Annotated in this window: 16 protein-coding genes; 8 read left to right on the forward strand and 8 right to left on the reverse strand. The window is 37.5% G+C overall.

The features are described from left to right. Window positions 1–133: 133 nt before the first annotated feature. Together HY987_RS09270 and HY987_RS09275 are read right to left on the reverse strand one after the other, a co-directional pair. Window positions 134–2,860 carry a PAS domain S-box protein gene (locus HY987_RS09270; RefSeq protein WP_292757847.1) on the reverse strand — a complete coding sequence of 909 codons (2,727 nt, stop codon included), beginning with the start codon at window positions 2,858–2,860 and terminating at the stop codon, window positions 134–136. A gap of 301 nt (window positions 2,861–3,161) precedes the next feature. Continuing rightward, window positions 3,162–4,040, reverse strand: coding sequence for a response regulator (locus tag HY987_RS09275; RefSeq protein WP_292757849.1), 879 nt, complete (start codon window positions 4,038–4,040; stop codon window positions 3,162–3,164). Window positions 4,041–4,242: 202 nt separating this feature from the next. On the opposite strand from HY987_RS09275, the gene HY987_RS09280 reads away from it, so the two are divergent. Next, window positions 4,243–4,695, forward strand: coding sequence for a hypothetical protein (locus HY987_RS09280; protein WP_292757851.1), 453 nt, complete (start codon window positions 4,243–4,245; stop codon window positions 4,693–4,695). A gap of 72 nt (window positions 4,696–4,767) precedes the next feature. On the opposite strand, the gene nudC is transcribed toward HY987_RS09280, so the two are convergent. From nudC to HY987_RS09295, 3 genes are all read right to left on the reverse strand, one after another. After that, a complete protein-coding gene (gene nudC / locus HY987_RS09285) occupies window positions 4,768–5,613 on the reverse strand; it encodes an NAD(+) diphosphatase (RefSeq protein ID WP_292757853.1) in 846 nt (281 codons plus the stop codon). Between the two features lie 228 nt (window positions 5,614–5,841). Beyond that, a complete protein-coding gene (cofH, locus tag HY987_RS09290) occupies window positions 5,842–6,891 on the reverse strand; it encodes a 5-amino-6-(D-ribitylamino)uracil--L-tyrosine 4-hydroxyphenyl transferase CofH (RefSeq protein ID WP_292757854.1) in 1,050 nt (349 codons plus the stop codon). Window positions 6,892–7,640: 749 nt separating this feature from the next. Beyond that, complete coding sequence (locus HY987_RS09295) at window positions 7,641–11,129, reverse strand: hypothetical protein (RefSeq protein WP_292757880.1); 3,489 nt, start codon at window positions 11,127–11,129, stop codon at window positions 7,641–7,643. Between the two features lie 696 nt (window positions 11,130–11,825). On the opposite strand from HY987_RS09295, the gene HY987_RS09300 reads away from it, so the two are divergent. From HY987_RS09300 to HY987_RS09320, 5 genes are all read left to right on the forward strand, one after another. Then, window positions 11,826–12,065, forward strand: coding sequence for a PRC-barrel domain-containing protein (locus HY987_RS09300; RefSeq protein ID WP_292757856.1), 240 nt, complete (start codon window positions 11,826–11,828; stop codon window positions 12,063–12,065). A 65-nt stretch (window positions 12,066–12,130) separates the two neighbouring features. Continuing rightward, window positions 12,131–12,694, forward strand: a complete 564-nt coding sequence (locus HY987_RS09305; protein ID WP_292757858.1) for an Hsp20/alpha crystallin family protein — start codon at window positions 12,131–12,133, stop codon at window positions 12,692–12,694. Between the two features lie 24 nt (window positions 12,695–12,718). Further along, the gene (locus HY987_RS09310; protein ID WP_292757860.1) at window positions 12,719–13,150 is read left to right on the forward strand and encodes a DUF5518 domain-containing protein; all 432 of its coding nucleotides are present in this window, start codon (window positions 12,719–12,721) and stop codon (window positions 13,148–13,150) included. 20 nt (window positions 13,151–13,170) lie between these two features. Next, on the forward strand, window positions 13,171–14,622 hold the full coding sequence (locus HY987_RS09315; RefSeq protein WP_292757862.1) for a radical SAM protein: 1,452 nt from the start codon (window positions 13,171–13,173) through the stop codon (window positions 14,620–14,622). Window positions 14,623–14,675: 53 nt separating this feature from the next. Beyond that, entirely contained in the window at window positions 14,676–14,822 is a 147-nt protein-coding gene (locus tag HY987_RS09320; RefSeq protein ID WP_292757864.1) for an LEA domain-containing protein, read from the forward strand. 304 nt (window positions 14,823–15,126) lie between these two features. Here the strand turns inward: HY987_RS09320 and HY987_RS09325 are convergent, their stop codons facing one another. From HY987_RS09325 to HY987_RS09335, 3 genes are all read right to left on the reverse strand, one after another. Continuing rightward, window positions 15,127–15,348: a hypothetical protein gene (locus HY987_RS09325; protein WP_292757866.1), complete on the reverse strand. Its 222-nt coding sequence runs from the start codon at window positions 15,346–15,348 to the stop codon at window positions 15,127–15,129. Window positions 15,349–15,368: 20 nt separating this feature from the next. After that, window positions 15,369–15,725, reverse strand: a complete 357-nt coding sequence (locus HY987_RS09330; protein WP_292757868.1) for a cupredoxin family copper-binding protein — start codon at window positions 15,723–15,725, stop codon at window positions 15,369–15,371. A 144-nt stretch (window positions 15,726–15,869) separates the two neighbouring features. Next, a complete protein-coding gene (locus HY987_RS09335) occupies window positions 15,870–16,112 on the reverse strand; it encodes a hypothetical protein (protein ID WP_292757870.1) in 243 nt (80 codons plus the stop codon). Window positions 16,113–16,400: 288 nt separating this feature from the next. On the opposite strand from HY987_RS09335, the gene HY987_RS09340 reads away from it, so the two are divergent. Continuing rightward, window positions 16,401–16,688, forward strand: a complete 288-nt coding sequence (locus HY987_RS09340) for a hypothetical protein (RefSeq protein ID WP_292757872.1) — start codon at window positions 16,401–16,403, stop codon at window positions 16,686–16,688. Window positions 16,689–16,985: 297 nt separating this feature from the next. Then, on the forward strand, window positions 16,986–17,135 hold a 150-nt coding region (locus HY987_RS09345; RefSeq protein ID WP_367146888.1), incomplete at its 3' end, for an LLM class flavin-dependent oxidoreductase.

Genomic DNA, 17,135 nt, shown 5'->3' on the forward strand with positions numbered 1-17,135 from the left:
AAGAAACATTTTTTATTTTCCTGTATATTAAACTAACTGGAAAAATAAGACTTGAAATAGGGTTAAATTGATGGGGATGATTAAAATTTTTTAAAATGAATTAAATTTAAAAATACATATTCACAAACCATTTCTACGACAGATATTCATCTTCATTGAAAGTGATGATTATTTGAGTTCCTCCCTCCTGGTGAACCATAATTTCTCCCTCGATTTGTCCGATGAGATTTTTAACAAGTTGTAATCCAAGAGTATCAGTTTTCTGAACATCCAAGTCGGGGGGCAGTCCGATCCCATCATCATCCACTATCATAACGTAATTTTCAGCTTCTTTGAAAAATTCAATGGTTATGGTTCCATATTCTCCATTGGGGAACGCATATTTCATGGAGTTGGTTAAAAGTTCGTTTAATATGAGGCCCAATGGAATGGCGGTGTTAATATCTAAATTCAGGTCTTCCAGTTCCATTACCAGTTCCACCCGCTCGGGATATCTTAAAAAGGAATTAAAAAGGTCACGGGCTAGGTGACGTATGTAATCTCCGAAGTTGATCTTTTTAAAATTATCGGATCGATAGAGTTTTTCATGGATAAGTGCCATGGACTTAGCCCGGGTCTGAATCTGTCGGAATATCTCCTTGGCCTGTTCATCCTCAATATCTGCAGAGGTGAGATTGAGTAAGCTGGCCATGATCATCAGGTTATTTTTGGTGCGGTGGTGAATTTCCCGGACCAGCATTTCCTTATCATTTAAAGCTTTTTTTAATTTTTCTTCAGCCCGTTTTCTAAGCAGTGCTTCAACAATGGTAGTGGAAATGCTTCCCAAAGCTTTACTATCCGAAAAATCATAGCCCGATTCCTTGTTACCCAATCCAATTAAACCCATGAATTCACCATTCCTTAACAGAGGAGCCAGAAGAATATTCTTAAGGAAGGGATGATCTCCGGGTAAAAAATCCATATTAAGGATGGAAAGATCATTATATATTATGGGATATTTGGTACTTTTCAGTTGTTCCCAGATATCATTGATCATGAAGTTTTTAAGCATGGGATCAAAGTCAAGATCTTCCATCTGAAAGTTTTCAAGTAGTGATTCACTAAAGATTAGGGTGTTGAATTCATCATCTGCATTTATTTCACATATAAAACCAAATTCACTCTGTGTGATGTCTTCACAAACCGTGAGGCAAGTTTTTCTCAGTTCTTCTTCGGTTTCTGATATGATGGCTTCGGTTAAAATAGTTCCCATGGATCTGTGGATTTCATTTTGCCTGCTTAAAAGTAGTTCATATTCTTTCCTCTCGGTTATATCCCGGGCCACACCAAGAACCTTTTCAACACTTCCATCTGGGTTTTTAAGGGGAATGAGGAGGGTGTCCAGCCACATGGAATCCGGGGACATGGTTACCAAGTTCTCGCCCCGCACAGTATTTCCGATTTCAAACACCCTTTGCAAATATTTACTCTGTAATTCATTGGTTTCTGGAGGGAATAATTCACATCGGGGTTTACCCAGTACCTTATCAGGGTTGAGTTTCCATTTGCGCGATGCATATTCATTGATGTATTCTAAGTTGTCTTCACGGTTGATGATAAACACAAAATCTTCCACAGCCTCAGCAAGGGTCCTGTACCTGTTTTCACTTTCGGTTATTTTTGACAGTGCCTGGTTACGTTCGGTTACATCTAAAATCGATGCTAAAGTTCTTTTTGTTCCAGGTATGAGACAAATATTGGCGAAAATGTCTTTAATGTTTCCATGTTTATCAATGATACGGAATTCATAACTATTCGGAGTAGATATTGAATTACTGGATCTTAACTTCTGATATTCCCTCATTTTGGGCTGATATTCAGGTAACACAAAGTCCTGCCATGTTTTTTGACCCATTATCTCGTAGGGCAGGTATCCGAATATTTTTTCTGTTTCAGAGTTGGCCAGGGATATAGTGTTGTCTTCTTCAATTATAAGGGTGGCAGTTCCATTATGTTCAAAGATGGTTTTATAATAAGCAACTGATTGCCGTAAGGATTCTTTAGTCTTTTTAAGGTTGGTCAGATCAGTGAAACTCCACACCCTTCCCATCACCTTATTTCCAATTATCTGTGGCTGTGAATAGCGCTGGTATACACGCCCATCCTTAAATTCTATTATGTCCGAGCTGATTTCTCTAGGGTTCTGATACAGTTCTTCTATTTTTGATCTAAACTCGGAAGGATCTTTCAATTCATCCATCACATGTTCCAGGAGATCTGCATCATATCTGGGATTAAGTATGGATGGAGGAATACCCCACATTTCCAGAAATTTCTGATTATAACTGGTTATTATTCCATGGTTATTAACCACCAGTATTCCATTAGCAACGGATTCCATGGTTGCTTTTTGAAGAGAAAGGGATTCTTGCAGTGAATCTTCCATTAATTTAAGATCAGTGATGTCAGTTGCAAAGATGGAGATGGCTATTATCTCATCATCTGATTTAACTGGGGAGATATATACTTTAATATATCGAACTTCATCTTCATTACCTAAAAAGAATGATTTAAACGGCTTATTAGTTTTTTTATTGAATATAAAAGCAATAGAATTAGTGTATTTATGAAGCTCTTCTGGAGGTATGATTGCAAGATGTGACAGTAGCGTGGGGTTTTTATTATTGATATGGGAAATAAGGTTGGCAACAGAATGATTTACCTCTAAAATTTCACCATCTAACCCTATCAGGAGGATGTAATTGGGTGAAATTTCGAATATTTCCTCCTTAAATGCAAGTTCATTTTTTAGCTTAGATATTTCATTTTCTAAAATATTAACCCGGTTTAAATCTTTCAAACCCGCATTATTTTTTGTCATTAATTATCCCCTTTAGACTTGTATTGTGCTACTGGGATACTTGCCAATAATGTTTCCAAATTTTTTTTATCAATACCGCCATCGTTTCATTTAAATATGTTAATGCATTGTCTCACAACACCATATATTTAATTACATATTCATGTGAGGTGTGTCACATGAAACCGGTAATTTTGTGAATATAAGAAAATATCTAATTTGCAGATATAAGAAATATATGATTTGTAGATATAAGAAATATCTGAAAATCATTTTTTTAAATAAATATTACAATTTCAAAAAATTTAGAATAATAAAAGATTTAGGGAGTGGTACTGTCCATATCATAATTGAACTTGCACACTGATTGTAGGATACCGGTGGTGGGTTCTTCTTTAACACTTCCCGGTAGATTGGTCCAGGAGTAGGTTAGCTGCATAATGCTCTGGCAGATGAGGCATAGAAAGACGTCTTTAGGTCGGGCTGGTGACCATGAACATTTTTTAACAGTCATCGCCCCCAGGGTTGTTCTGGAACGTGTTAAAACCTTAAAGCCCAGGTTTTCGTATAGGTGTGAAATCCAGGAAAGGTATATCCTCATTTTATCCTCGTCAGAGAGACTATCATAGGTTTCCTGGCTGTTCTCTCTAACATACTGATGAAATAATGGTTTCATATTCTGCTCGAAAAGCCGCATGAAGCGGGAGAGGAATACACTTCTCTCAGAGATGGGGATGTTGGTTACCAGTTCTGGCAGGGCACTGCGCATAAATATCTGAACATCCTTTAACCCCGCCTTTTTCTCATCTGCTAGTTCTTTTTGTCTAGTTTCATGGTTTTTCAATGATAATTGAACATTATTGCGCAATTCTGCTTCTTCAATTGGTTTGATTAGATAAGCGTTGGCTTTAGTGTCAATCATCCGGTTAAATGTTTCCACATCATCCAGTGCAGTTAAATAGATCAGGGGAATGTCCATGAAACTTTTAATAATGGTGGCAGCATCTATACCATCCATGTCTCCCTTTAAGGTAATATCCATAAGGATTAAATCCGGTTTAATTGAGAATGCTTCATGTATTGCTTCATTCCCTGTTTTTGCAGTGGAAGGCACATGGTATCCCAGGGATTGTAAACATTCCTGGATCTCAATGGCACTGATTCCCTCATCTTCCACCACTAAAATTGTCTCCCCAGCCATTTTATCACTATAAACCCTGATTTGACACATTCAAAACTTCGATATATGGAATATGGTATATTTTAACATATAAATCTATTAGGTACTATTATTTCCGGAGCTATTTTTTTATAAACCCGAGCTTTTTTTATATAACCCTTATTTGACTGTAGTGATTATTTATTATAGATTCTACCTTATAGGTGTCTGTTGGTGTGAACTGGTGAAATTTGGGCGTAAATTTGGAAAAAATATTTTTAAACTGGAGTTAATCTTATTATGTCAATTAGGAGGAGGTGATAACGGCTGGAAAAAGACAGCAATAATAACCGTGTTTGTAGTTCTCCTTTGGATCCTACCCATTTATGCCATGGATTCTGGTAACACAACAACTAATCTGAGTGTTAACTCAACCGGGCATCACAACCAGACACTTAATGATTCTAGTGGGGACCAGGATCTGCATAACCAGATAATGGTCCTTAAAAGCGCACCTTCAGAGAAGTATAAAGATGAAGGATTTACATCTAAGAATACTGCAAATACTGGAAGAAATGCGCTTGCTACGCCAGAAAAACGAAACTGCGCGTTCGGTCAGATATTACCTGGAACTGGAAACCCAGTCCTCAGAACTGGAAAGTCTGATGCGCAGTATAATCAGAGGGTGAGGGATTAATAATCCCTCTTTTTAAACTTTTTTTAGAATATGAGACAGTTTAATATAAAAAGAAAATTGACAAGGGTTATCCTAGTCTTCCATCCCGTAATTTTCAAGATACCACTCAATAAGCTCCCCGGCAATGCTCATCTGTGATGGTACCCGGGGAAGTTCATCTGCACTGAACCACTGGGCATCTATTATTTCCTTCCCATCCACCTGTATCCTGCCACTTTCATAATCTGCAGTGAAGGCAATCATCAGACTGTTGGGATAGGGCCAGGGTTGGCTTCCGAAATATTTTATATTATTCACCTTTAAACCTACTTCCTCCATGGTCTCCCTTTGGACTGCTTCGGTTAATGTCTCACCAGGTTCCACAAAACCAGCGATGAGTCCATACATATTCCCTGGTGTGCGGGTGTGCAGGGCCATGAGTAGTTTACCATCATTGATTATGGCGGTGATAACAGCCGGTGATAGGCGGGTGAAACTAATAAAACCACATTCAGGGCAGATCTTAGCCATCTCATCATCCTTGGTCACAGTGGGACTACCACATTTACCGCAAAACTGATGAGTCCTATCCCAGTTAGCGATCTGGGAAGCCCGGCCTGCTAGAAGATAGAGATCTTCGTCCATCACTTCATAAAGTGAACGTAAATCCCTTAAAACCATTCCCTCCGGGGCATCTATTTCATTTTCAATCTCCCCCGAATAACAGGGATGACCATTGAATGTGCCCAGGTAATGGGACTTCCCTGGTGAAATATTAAGTTCTTCTAAATTCCTTAAAAATGGAATCTTAACCTGGTTATCAGAAAGTTCTACCAGCATTTTATGGGAATTAAAAAGAAACCAGTAGGCATCTATCCTATTTTCTTTATTAGGTGTGAATTCTGGTATATACCGTTTGTAAATACTTTCCCGCTGCATAAATATGATATTATGGTTTGGAATAAATAATTATTCCCTGTTCGTTTTTCCATTGTTCACTCTTACAACGCAAGTATAACATCAATAACTAGGGAATAAATAATTTATACAATACTAGGCAAATGTCTTAAATCTCGTGTGAATTACGTAATAAAGAAGTAATGTAATAAAGAAGTAAGATTTTTAAAATAAGAAATTCAGGGAAAGTAAAAAAAATTAGGAGTTATATCAGTTGACCCGCTCATAAAGAGTGTTACGTTCAGCAGGGATACGACCAATACCTTTAATGGTGGTGTGCATCTGGTCCCGGGAAAGGTATTCCCCGTGGGATGAACCAGCAGCAATGGAAATCAGATCCTCCATCATGGTCCCACCTAGATCATTGGCACCACAACAGAGGGCCATCTGAGCCATCCGGGTACCAATTTTAATCCAAGATGCCTGAATATTTGGTATGTCCCTTCCCAGGATTATACGGGCCAGTGCATGTAATTTCAGGTCATCAAGGCCACTGGCACCACTAGATTGTTCTCCCATTAGGTTGTTCTCCCCCAGGAATGTCATGGGCACCAGTTCAGTGAACCCCCCGGTTTCCCGCTGGATATCCCTGAGTATAAGTAGATGGTCAACACGGTCCTCCCAGGTTTCTATACTGCCGTACATAATGGTGGATGTGCTGGGAATTCCAATTTGATGAGCTTCAGTTATGATATCCACCCATTCCTGTGTTGAAACTTTGTTAGGGCATAGCTTTGCCCGCACACTGTCCACCAGTATCTCTGCTGAAGCACCAGTTAAAGTATCAAGACCTGCATCTTTAAATGATGTTAATGCTTCTTCAATGGTTACATTGGATGCTTTAGCAGCATGGTATACTTCCACTGGAGATAAACTATGAAGCTGGATGTCATAGTTATCTTTAATTGCTCTAAAAAGGTCACTGTAAAACTCTACTGTCATGTGGGGCATCACACCCCCGAAGAGGCATATTTCGCTGGCATTAACCTCCACTGCTTCTTTAACGCTTTCTAAGATTTCATCGGTGGTCATCTCGTATCCAATGTTATCCCTGAATGAGCAGAATGTACATCCAATGATGCAGTGATCGGTGATGTCGATGTTCCGGTTGGCTACGAAGGTAACTTCTTCTCCCACTATTTTTTGCCGTAATTGGTCAGCAATATCAAATAATTGGAAATGATTGGAGTCTAATAGTTTTATCGCATCTTCTCGGGTGATCTCCCCATCAAGAGAACGCTGGTAAATATTTTCCATCATTGTCTTTTAACCTCTTAATTAAACATTATTGTCCTACTAATTATCCTAGATGAATATTCCTATATCAATTTTTTTCATTTATGTAATGTTCATAGATAGTTTCTAAAAGTTTCGACATTTTTTTCACTCAATGATCTTATATTCTTTAGCCCGGAGATTAGCAATTGAAACTCTTAATAACCAAGGAGACATGTCAAACCCGCACCCTGTAGTACAACAATTGAATACAGGTCTTAAGGTGAATACAAATGAAAGGGGGGGGTGTATGTTTTCCCATCCAGCGAGCAAAGACGTCCCCATACCTTTCTCGGTAAACTCCATTATATCAATTATGGCATAATAGTTGTTTCAGTGTAGTCTATTTCAGTTGATAACTCCAAGACCTTAAATAATTTATGAATCCTGTGGTTAAGATTATTCATCATTTCATCTATAATTATAGAAATTTTTAATTAATTATTCATACAAAAAGTTTTATTAAGTGAATATGCCCTCTATTGTAAAATTGACTGGAATTGATTTCTTGAGAGTTGAAAAGATGAAAAACACAGACTAGTTCAATGTAACGGCAAATATCATGTCATACTTCCATCAGGTGGTTTAAGGCTGTAGATATACAAGAAAGAGATGAAATCACTTTTTAGAAATAGATGATGATTTATATTTAAATTTTATTTCTTCAATTTAATTCTTTTTAACCTTCGTTTAATATTCATTTAAAAAAAAAATGGGGGAAAGGTATGGTGTGGTTATTTTTTCCTGGTTCCTATAAATCCTCCGAGTACCATTAAGATGGCTAGGACTATTCCAGCTATTGGTGCTCCTGTAGTTTGCATTCCTACAGTGTTGGTGGTTGTGGTTGCTGCGTTTGCGTTGTTTGTTCCTGGAACATTGATGGTTACGTTTACAGGTAGGTTAATGTTCTGGTTGAATTCGTTTTGAGCAGTTATTGTTGCAACATTAGTTATGGTTGTACCGGCTACAGATGTTGTAGGGGTAACAAAGAGTTGCAATGTTGCACTTTCACCATTCAAGAGTGTTCCAACATCCCATATTCCAGTTGCGCTGTTGTAGGTTCCCTGACTTGCGGTGTAACTGTTGAAGGTTAAACCAGCAGGTATTATATCAGTCACCTGAACACCAGTAGCGGTATTTGGACCGTTGTTAGTTGTGGTTATGGTGTAGCTGAACTGTTGACCTACATTAGGTGCAAGGTTGCTAGCGGTTTTGGTTAATACCACATTAGCTACAGGAGTTGCGGGTATAACTACGGTTGCAGTGACCAGTTGTCCTGTTGAATTTGCAGTGTTTATCACGGTTGTACCGTTTACAGATGCTGTAGGGGTAACGAACAGTTGTAACACTGCACTGGCACCACTAGCGAGTGTTCCGACATTCCACATTCCGGTTGCGATGTTGTAGGTTCCTTGGCTTGCGGTGTAACTGTTGAAGGTTAAACCAGCAGGTATGATATCGGTCACCTGGACACCAGTAGCGGTATTTGGACCGTTATTAGTGGCAGTTATAGTGTAACTGAACTGCTCACCTACGACAGGCAAGATGTTGCTGGCGGTTTTGGTCAATGTCACATTGGATATGGGGGCTGCAGGTATAACTACGGTTGCAGTGACTAATTGTCCGGTTGTATTTGCAGTGTTTATCACTGTTGTACCGGCTACAGATGATGTAGGGGTAACAAAGAGTTGTAACACAGCACTAGCTCCGTTTATGAGTGTTCCGACGTCCCATATTCCGGTTGCGATGTTGTAGGTTCCTTGGCTTGCGGTGTAACTGTTGAAGGTTAAACCAGCAGGTATTATATCAGTCACTTGAACACCAGTTGCAGTACCAGGACCGTTATTGTTTGCGATTATGGTGTAGCTGAACTGTTGACCTACATTAGGTGCAAGATTGCTGGCTGTTTTGGTTAACGTCACATCAGATACCGGAGCTGCAGGCACAACAACAGTTGCATTAGCAGTTTGGTTGGTGTTTATTAGCGTTACATTTTTAGTTACGGTTGTACCGGCTACAGAAGCTGTAGGGGTAACAAACAGTTGTAACACTGCACTAGCACCACTAACCAGGGGTCCGACATTCCATATTTCAGTAGCATAGTAATAGGTTCCTTGGCTTGCGGTGTAACTGTTGAAGGTTAAACCAGCTGGTATACCATCGGTCACCTGAACATCAGTAGCGGTATCTGGACCGTTGTTGGTCACAGTTATGGTGTAGCTGAACTGTTGACCCACATTAGGCGCACTGTTACTGGCAGTGATGGTTAGATCCATGGTATATGCCAAGAAAGGATCTACAGTCACAATACCGCCTGAATTAAACACATCTTCGACAGTTGGGCCTGAAACGGAACCCCACCAATTACGCGCTGCATCTACAGTTGCACCATTGGCTAGGGAGCTTCTCGTGAATACGTTGTCAGTTTCGGTTAATAATGCAAGGTTGTAGATTTCATCCCCTTCATTAACTGCATTGTTGCTCACAAGTGCGTTGTCGGTTATTGTCGCTACCGCAAGATTATCTAATGTGCTATCTGTTAATGTGTTGTCGGTTACGGTTAATATTGCATTGTTAAAGAGAGCTCCACCATCATTCAGTGCGGTGTTGCCTGCAATTGTGTTGAAGGTTGCTGTCACTGTTGCAACATTGTGTATAATATAGTCAGTGTATGCGATATTTGCAATTGCAGTTCCGGCTGAGGTAAATGTAGCATCATTACTGATAGCTCCACCATCCTGAGATGCAGTGTTACCAATAATTGCACTGTTGGTTGCTGTCACTGTTCCTCCATTAGTTGTTGTTGCAGGGCCAGTAAAGGTGCTGCTGTTGGTTATGTCTATTGTTGCATCGTTACTGATGCCTCCACCATTACCTGTTGCAGTGTTACCAATAATTCCACTGTCAAGTACGGTCACTGTTCCACCATTTCGGGTTATAATGGTACGTGTGAGGGTGCTACTGTTGGTTACATTAAATGTGGCATCGTTACTGATAGCTCCACCATTTTCTGCGGCGTTACCTGTGAATACTCCGTTGGTTACTGTCACTGTTCCACCATTTTCTGTTATGGTACTGTCAGTGAGGGTGCTACTTTGATCTAAATTTATTGTTGCATCGTTGTTGATGGCTCCACCATTACCAGTTGCGGTATTGTCAGTAAATGTGCTGTTGGATACATTTAAAGTTCCACCATTCTTGGTTATGGTGACACTGGTGAATGTGCTGCTACCATCCATGTTTAATGTTCCACCGTTGTAGATAGCTCCACCATTTAATGCGGTGTTGCCAGTGAATGTGCTGCCTGTTACGTCTAATGATCCACCATTCTGTGTTATAGTAACACTTGTGAGTGTGCTGCTGGTTACGTCTATAGTTCCACCGTTGTAGATGGCCCCACCATTACCAGTTGCGGTGTTGTTTGTGAATGTGCTATTCATTACAGTTAATGTTCCACCATTTTCTGCTACGGTGATACTATTGAGTGTTACGCTGGTGTAGGTTAATGTTCCACCGTTGTAGATAGCTCCACCATCCTGTGCGGCATTGTCAGCGAAGGTACAATTGTTTACTGTTAAAGTTCCATTATTGTAGATAGCACCACCCAAAGTTCCTTGCCCGTTAATTAATATCAGATTTTGGAGGTTGACTACTACGCCGTTATTGATTATGAATATTGTTCCGAAGTTACCGCCATCTATAGTGGCATAGCCATTGTTAAAGACGTTGAAATTCAGATTTTTGTCAATAACAAGACCATATTCAGGGAAAATCGCACCATCCTCAAGCATTATGGTATCACCGCTTAAAGCATCGGTAATGGCCTCTAAAATTGTGGGGTAAATGTATCCTGCAGGATGAGATCCACGGGCCACGGGCACTCCGCCATTATAGATCTGCGGGTCTTTTAATGTTTGATTCGTTTCAGAGTTTAAAGAATTTGATGAGTTATTAGTGTTTGAGGTGTTGGTGTTGGATGAGGATTGGTCAGTTGTCTGTGAATCCCCTTCTCCAGTAGTAGCAACTGTTAAATTGTTTGATGGAACTATAGTATTGTTCGATGATTCTTGAGTAGCTGCGACATCGTTGATAGCGCATGAAAATACGAAGACCAAGGTTAAAAGCAGTAATGGGACCATAACTTTAGCATTATATCTTGGAATGGATTTAAAGTTGTCTTTTTTGGTATTTGTTTGTTTTCTAATCTTTTTCACCTCCTTCATGCTCAATAGTTTATCGTCCTCTGGGTTAATCAAACCTCTGAGACGTTTCAATATATAAATATAAAAGATTATTAAATCTTAATTTATTTTTAGATTACTATAATGAGTTAGAATTAGTTTTTATCAGGTTAAAGTCCTTGGATGTTATCAAGTATCAAACCTCATAATAAGGTTGATGGACATTGAATTAAGTTACCAATAACATGATTCCATACCAATTCTATATAATAATAATACCTTCCTAAGCAATATAACTTCCTATTAGTTATCCTTAGAAATTTGCATTCACAATTTATAAACTTTTTGATTTTTTTTATTCAAAAAAGAAGATAATGACAAGTATAAACACAATCTAATAATTATATCTCCTTACGATAATTAAAAAAAATATTAATTCTATGATCGTATAATTAACATATTTCCGGTTCTGAGTAGAGTTAGAACTACCCTTATATCTGACCCTATTTTTGAATGTTCCTTTAAGGGTGTTGAATTGATTGAAAGTAGGTATTCATTTAAGATATTTTTTAATTTATATCTATTTGCAATCTTCCTTTCTTTTTGAAAAATAAAAATATTTAATAATAACAATCAACAATTAAAAGGTTTTAATTATAATCATCAACATACTATTATATGGGGAAATAGGACCCTCAATTAGATAAAATTCAATTAATTCGTTGGAGAGTGAAAAAGATGAAAATATCAGATGAATTGATTGGTAAAGATGTTTTAGATGAATCTGGAGACCAAATAGGGTTAGTTAAAGATGTGGATTGGGATTTTGAAACCAACACAGTAAAATCAATTATTTTAAAAGAAGCTGGGATATCAGCAAAAATTGGCCTAGGAGACAATAAAATAGTGCCCTATGAACTGATTGAAGCTATTGGCGATAAAGTACTAATTAAAGGCAGAGTTTTCAAGACCGAATAATATATTGTGGTATGAAAATTTAATTTATTATTAGTGTATTGAATAAAAAAATTTGAGGGGAAAAAATGGTCGATAAAAAAGAACTGGGAAAGAAAGTGGATGACATTAAATCTGATGTGTCTGATAAGAAAGATGATGTTAGTGATAGTATTAGTGAAATGAAAGATGATGCTATGGATAAGAAGGATGAGATGCAAGATGAAATGGGGAAAAGAAAGACGCAGGCGGATAAATTGTTGAAAGAATTAGTGAACACAATTAAAGTCAAGCAAGTAGAAGTTGGGAAAACTCTATCAGATTACACATCTCTCCAAAAACCACTAGCCGACATTATTGAAACCAATGATAGCTTAATAATAAAAATAGACCTTCCTGGTGTTACAAAGGAAGATATTGATATTGGAATTGCTGGTGAAACCATAGACATCATGGTAAAGTTCGAAGAGGAAAGTGAAGCTGACGACATCAATTACATCCAAAAAGAGAGAAGTTACGGTGAAACCAAAAGAACAATTAAACTCCCGTCAGAAATAAAGGTTAAGAAAGCATCAGCTAACTTCAAAGACTCTGTTTTAACCATTAAACTACCTAAAATAGAAAAAAGACTACACAAAATTGATATTAACTAAATTTTTTTCTTTTTTAATGGGGGGATGGTGGTTATGGTAAGTGTTGGGGCTGTGGTTGAAGGTTTTATTTTGGCAATTATATTTACGGTAGTTTTAGCAATTTTGGGTGTTGGATCAGTTCTGGGATTGCCGGTGGCCCTGTTTGGTTTTCTAATAGCAGGTATAATAGTTGGTTACATCTCATATGGGGACATTGTTGATGGAACGATTAATGGAGCACTTATGGGTGTTGCCGGTGCAATAATATTGTGGCTTCTTAGTTTATTCAAAGGTCAAATTGCTGCATTTTCTGCCCAATTATCAACTTATGTCCCATTAAACTCACCGCAAGAAATAATAATTGTAATAGTTGTGGGTGCAATAGGTGGTGCAGTTGGCTCATTAATACTAAGATTCAATCGAAGAAACCGAAGATACGATGAAGATCAAAGAGATGAGGTAGATAGAAGGGACTGAGACGAGTAAAGGTGATCTACATGAATAAAGAAATTGATGTGATGCTCATAAACCCTTACGATGAGAATGCATTGAAAAATGCGCTTGGTTTCATAGCCCCTCCTATGAATCTGATGTACCTGGCGTCATCACTGGAGAAAGAATCTTACTCTGTTAAAATAGTAGATGATGATTTCCTCCAAAAGGGCTACAAACATGTGTCTGAGATGGCAGAAAAGCTCAATCCACAAGTAGTAGCAGTTACAGCCACCACATCCACAATAAACAGCGCACTTAAATACTTGGAAATGGTAAAGAATACCCTCCCTAATTCTTTAACTGTAATAGGTGGTCCACATACTACTTTCATGCCTTTTGAAACTTTAAAAGATTCTGAGGCCCTTGATGTGGTTGTTATGGGTGAGGGTGAGAAGACCATGGTTGACATAGCAGCCCAATCCTCCTCAGAAAGCATTCCCGATCTGAAAGAGGTTAAGGGAATTGTTTTCAGGGATCCAAACACTAGAAGTTTAAAATCTACACCCGATAGGCCTTTAATAAAGGATCTTGACTCATTACCTTTCCCAGCCAGACATCTTGTTCCCTTTAAATCCTATGGTGTCTCCAAAGAACAAACTGGTGGAATAATAACCAGTAGAGGTTGTGTTTATTCCTGTAATTACTGTTCATCCTCACTTATCATGGGTAAAAAGTTCCGATGGCGCAGCCCAGACAACGTGGTGGACGAAATAGAAGAATTAATAGATAACTACCAGATAAGAGACATAGGTTTCATGGATGACACATTCATGCTCAATAAAAGAAGGGCTAATGATATTGCCAATGAAATCAAAGCCAGAGGCATGGATTTGAGCTTCGTGGCATCTTCCCGTGTTGACAGGGTAGACCCGGAGTTACTTCAAAATCTTAAAAATTCAGGAATGCAAACAATATATTACGGTGTTGAATCAGGGTCACAGCGTATCTTAGACATAATGAAAAAAGGCATAACCCTCAAAAACGCCGAAAATGCTGTTAAAATTGCAAAAGATGCAGGTTTAGAAGTTTTAACCTCCTTTATATTAGGATATCCTGGAGAAACCAAAGATGACATGAATAAGACCATTGATTTTTCAACTAAACTTGATTCAGACTACTGCCAATACTCCATACTAACACCATTTCCTGGAACACCAGTCTACAATGAACTTCTGGAAAAAAATTTAATAGACAATGATGACTGGAATGAATACACAGTACTAAAGCCAGTTTTGAAATACGATGAAATGGGTTTAAACAAGAAAATGGTGGAAAGGAAACTGGCCATAGCCTATTTGAAATATTACGCAAGGCCAAAATATCTCATGAACCATAGGCATATGTTCAAGGTTATGTTTAATACAGTTATTCGGAGTTTTATACTCCCAAAACTCATGGGGGGCACTGGTAAAGGTTGGTACCAAAACCTGGACAACAATAATTCGTCAAAGTAGATAAAAATTACAATTATTATGAATTAGAATTTAAAACCTATTGGAGGGATTCTATGAGTGAAAAAACAAGTGAAATGAAAGGAAAAGCCAAGGAAATGAAAGGAGAAATTAAAGGGAAAGCTAAGGAGATGGAAGGAGAAATTAAAGGAAAGGCTAAAGAAGCTGAAGGAAAAATAAAAGGTAAAATTAAGAAATTATGAAATCGATGATATTTATTTCCATCAATCTTTTTTTAATATAAAAATAAAATTCATAATCATTATAAAAAAGTTTCAATGTCTACGATAGTCCTTTGAACGGTTAAAGGTTTTTTTCATTTCTCCATAAAACGAAATATCTCTGGCATATATACTAACTTTACGATCTATGACATCATGCTGCTTAACTGTTCATTAATAGCTTGGTCAATCAATTCAGAGAAGCTACCTAAACCAAAAAATGAATAATGGACAGCTAAACGTGGAAAGAATATCAACACCCAATAACTTTACAGTTCCATTATTGTTAAAAAAGTAAATAAACTGAAAGGGCCAGTGTTCCATGGGTTATTCCCAGTATTAAAGAAAGTCCTGCCATGGTTGGATGTATTTTAAATGGTATTTTTTTCCCTTTATAGATCATTAACCCGATTGTTGCGGTTATAATAAAAGAAAGAAGAGTTACAATTCCCAGATAAAGAATTAATGGTTTTCCGAGAATTGGATAGTAAGCTATGCTGCTTAACATAAGATTTTTCTCCTAATATTTTACTGTACAATGATAGTTCCTTTCATGGAGGTGTGCGTTGTGCAGTGGTAAGGATAATTTCCTGTTTGGTTGAATGTGTAACTGTAACTGTCTCCATTGTTAAGGTCGCCGCTTGCAAATACTCCGGTATCACTGGCAACTGGATGGTTGGTTGAATCTTTATTAGTCCAAGTGACTGTGGTGCCTGCTTTAACAGTGAGAGTGGATGGATTAAAGGCAAAATTCTGGATGCTAACACTGTTTCCAGTGGAGTTACTGCTGCTGTTATTCCCGGTAGAGTTCTCGCTGGTGCAGCCTGAAAGGGCAACAATGGCTACAATTCCAAAGATCATGAAAATTAGATATTCATCTTTCATTATTTATAACCCCCTAAATTAAATATTATTTATTATATTATAGGGTGTAATTTAATAAATTTTTTCAAAAACAGGGATTTTATTAAATAAAAAAAATAATCCATAAATCATGTGGTGAATTCAGGATTTCATCATGATATGGATTTAACCTTCAATTTTGTCCACGCTGAGAAAACCGTAACTATCCACCAGTTCTTTAAATTCATCAGTAACTGATGCAGCTTCTAAAGCTCTTTCAATATCTTTGAGTATGTTAGCATCTCTGAGTTTAGCTTCAACATCAGAGTAATCCTTTTTAAGGATGATGGCTACTGCGATTTTTTCATCTTCGAATTTGCAAATCTTATGACCGTTTATATCCGTTGATAAATTTATTTTTCCATCCATTATACCACCTGTTCTCTTTTTATGAACTGTTTTACACTTGAAGTGTATGTCTAATTTATGTTCATTTTAGTAGTATCATTATTATTTTTCTTTTTTTATCATATAATTTGATGGTTTTGATTGTTAATAACTAATCCTTCGATCAAACAAATTAAATTTAATGTGATTTAAGATGTTTTAATGACAATATAATGAGTGGGTGAAATATATGGGTGAAGATATTACCACTGTGGTCATAGTCACATGAAGATTAAAAGAGGGAAAGACCTATGATGATTTCCGCAAGGCATGGATCATACCATCGGTTTCGGAGCCAGTAACAAAATGTACACAATAGTTAACGCCTTTGATGAACGGGAAATAATTGTTATCGGGTTCACAGATATGGATCGGGATGCAGATCCCATGTCAGTGCTGTGTATTGATGTTAAAGAAAGACTGGCCAACCCCCTGGATAAGGTTATAGAACCAGAGATAGGAAGGGCCTTCGGAATTCTAATCTCTGAAGATGACTTTTCAAGGAGGGAACTATTGATTATAAACCGTCAACTGTGTGTGGGAAAGAAACCAATATAGAAGAGATTATGGAAGGGTTAAAACTGGTTAAACAGGCTATTATTAAGGCATTTCGAGAGAGGGATGTTGCTGGAAAAGGGAGTAGATCATAATACAAGGATTAATCCCATTTGAACTCTTAATCCAGCAGGACTCACTACTAATATTAACCTCTTTTTTTTTAATTGAAATGATATTTTTTTAAACTTGAATTTTACATTACAATATATTTAAAAAGTTATATTTTGTTAAATATTGTAAATCATTTTATATACTATGAGTTACATATTATCCTACAGAGGTGGTATTATGGATAGTATGAAATTCGGTATTGAATTTGTCCCAAATGAACCTATAGACAAGATTGTAAAGCTTGTCAAACTAGCAGAAGATGTCGGTTTCGAATACGCTTGGATCACCGACCACTACAACAACAAAAACGTGTACGAAACACTGGCATTAATTGCC

This window comes from Methanobacterium sp. (assembly GCF_016217785.1).
Taxonomy (GTDB): domain Archaea; phylum Methanobacteriota; class Methanobacteria; order Methanobacteriales; family Methanobacteriaceae; genus Methanobacterium.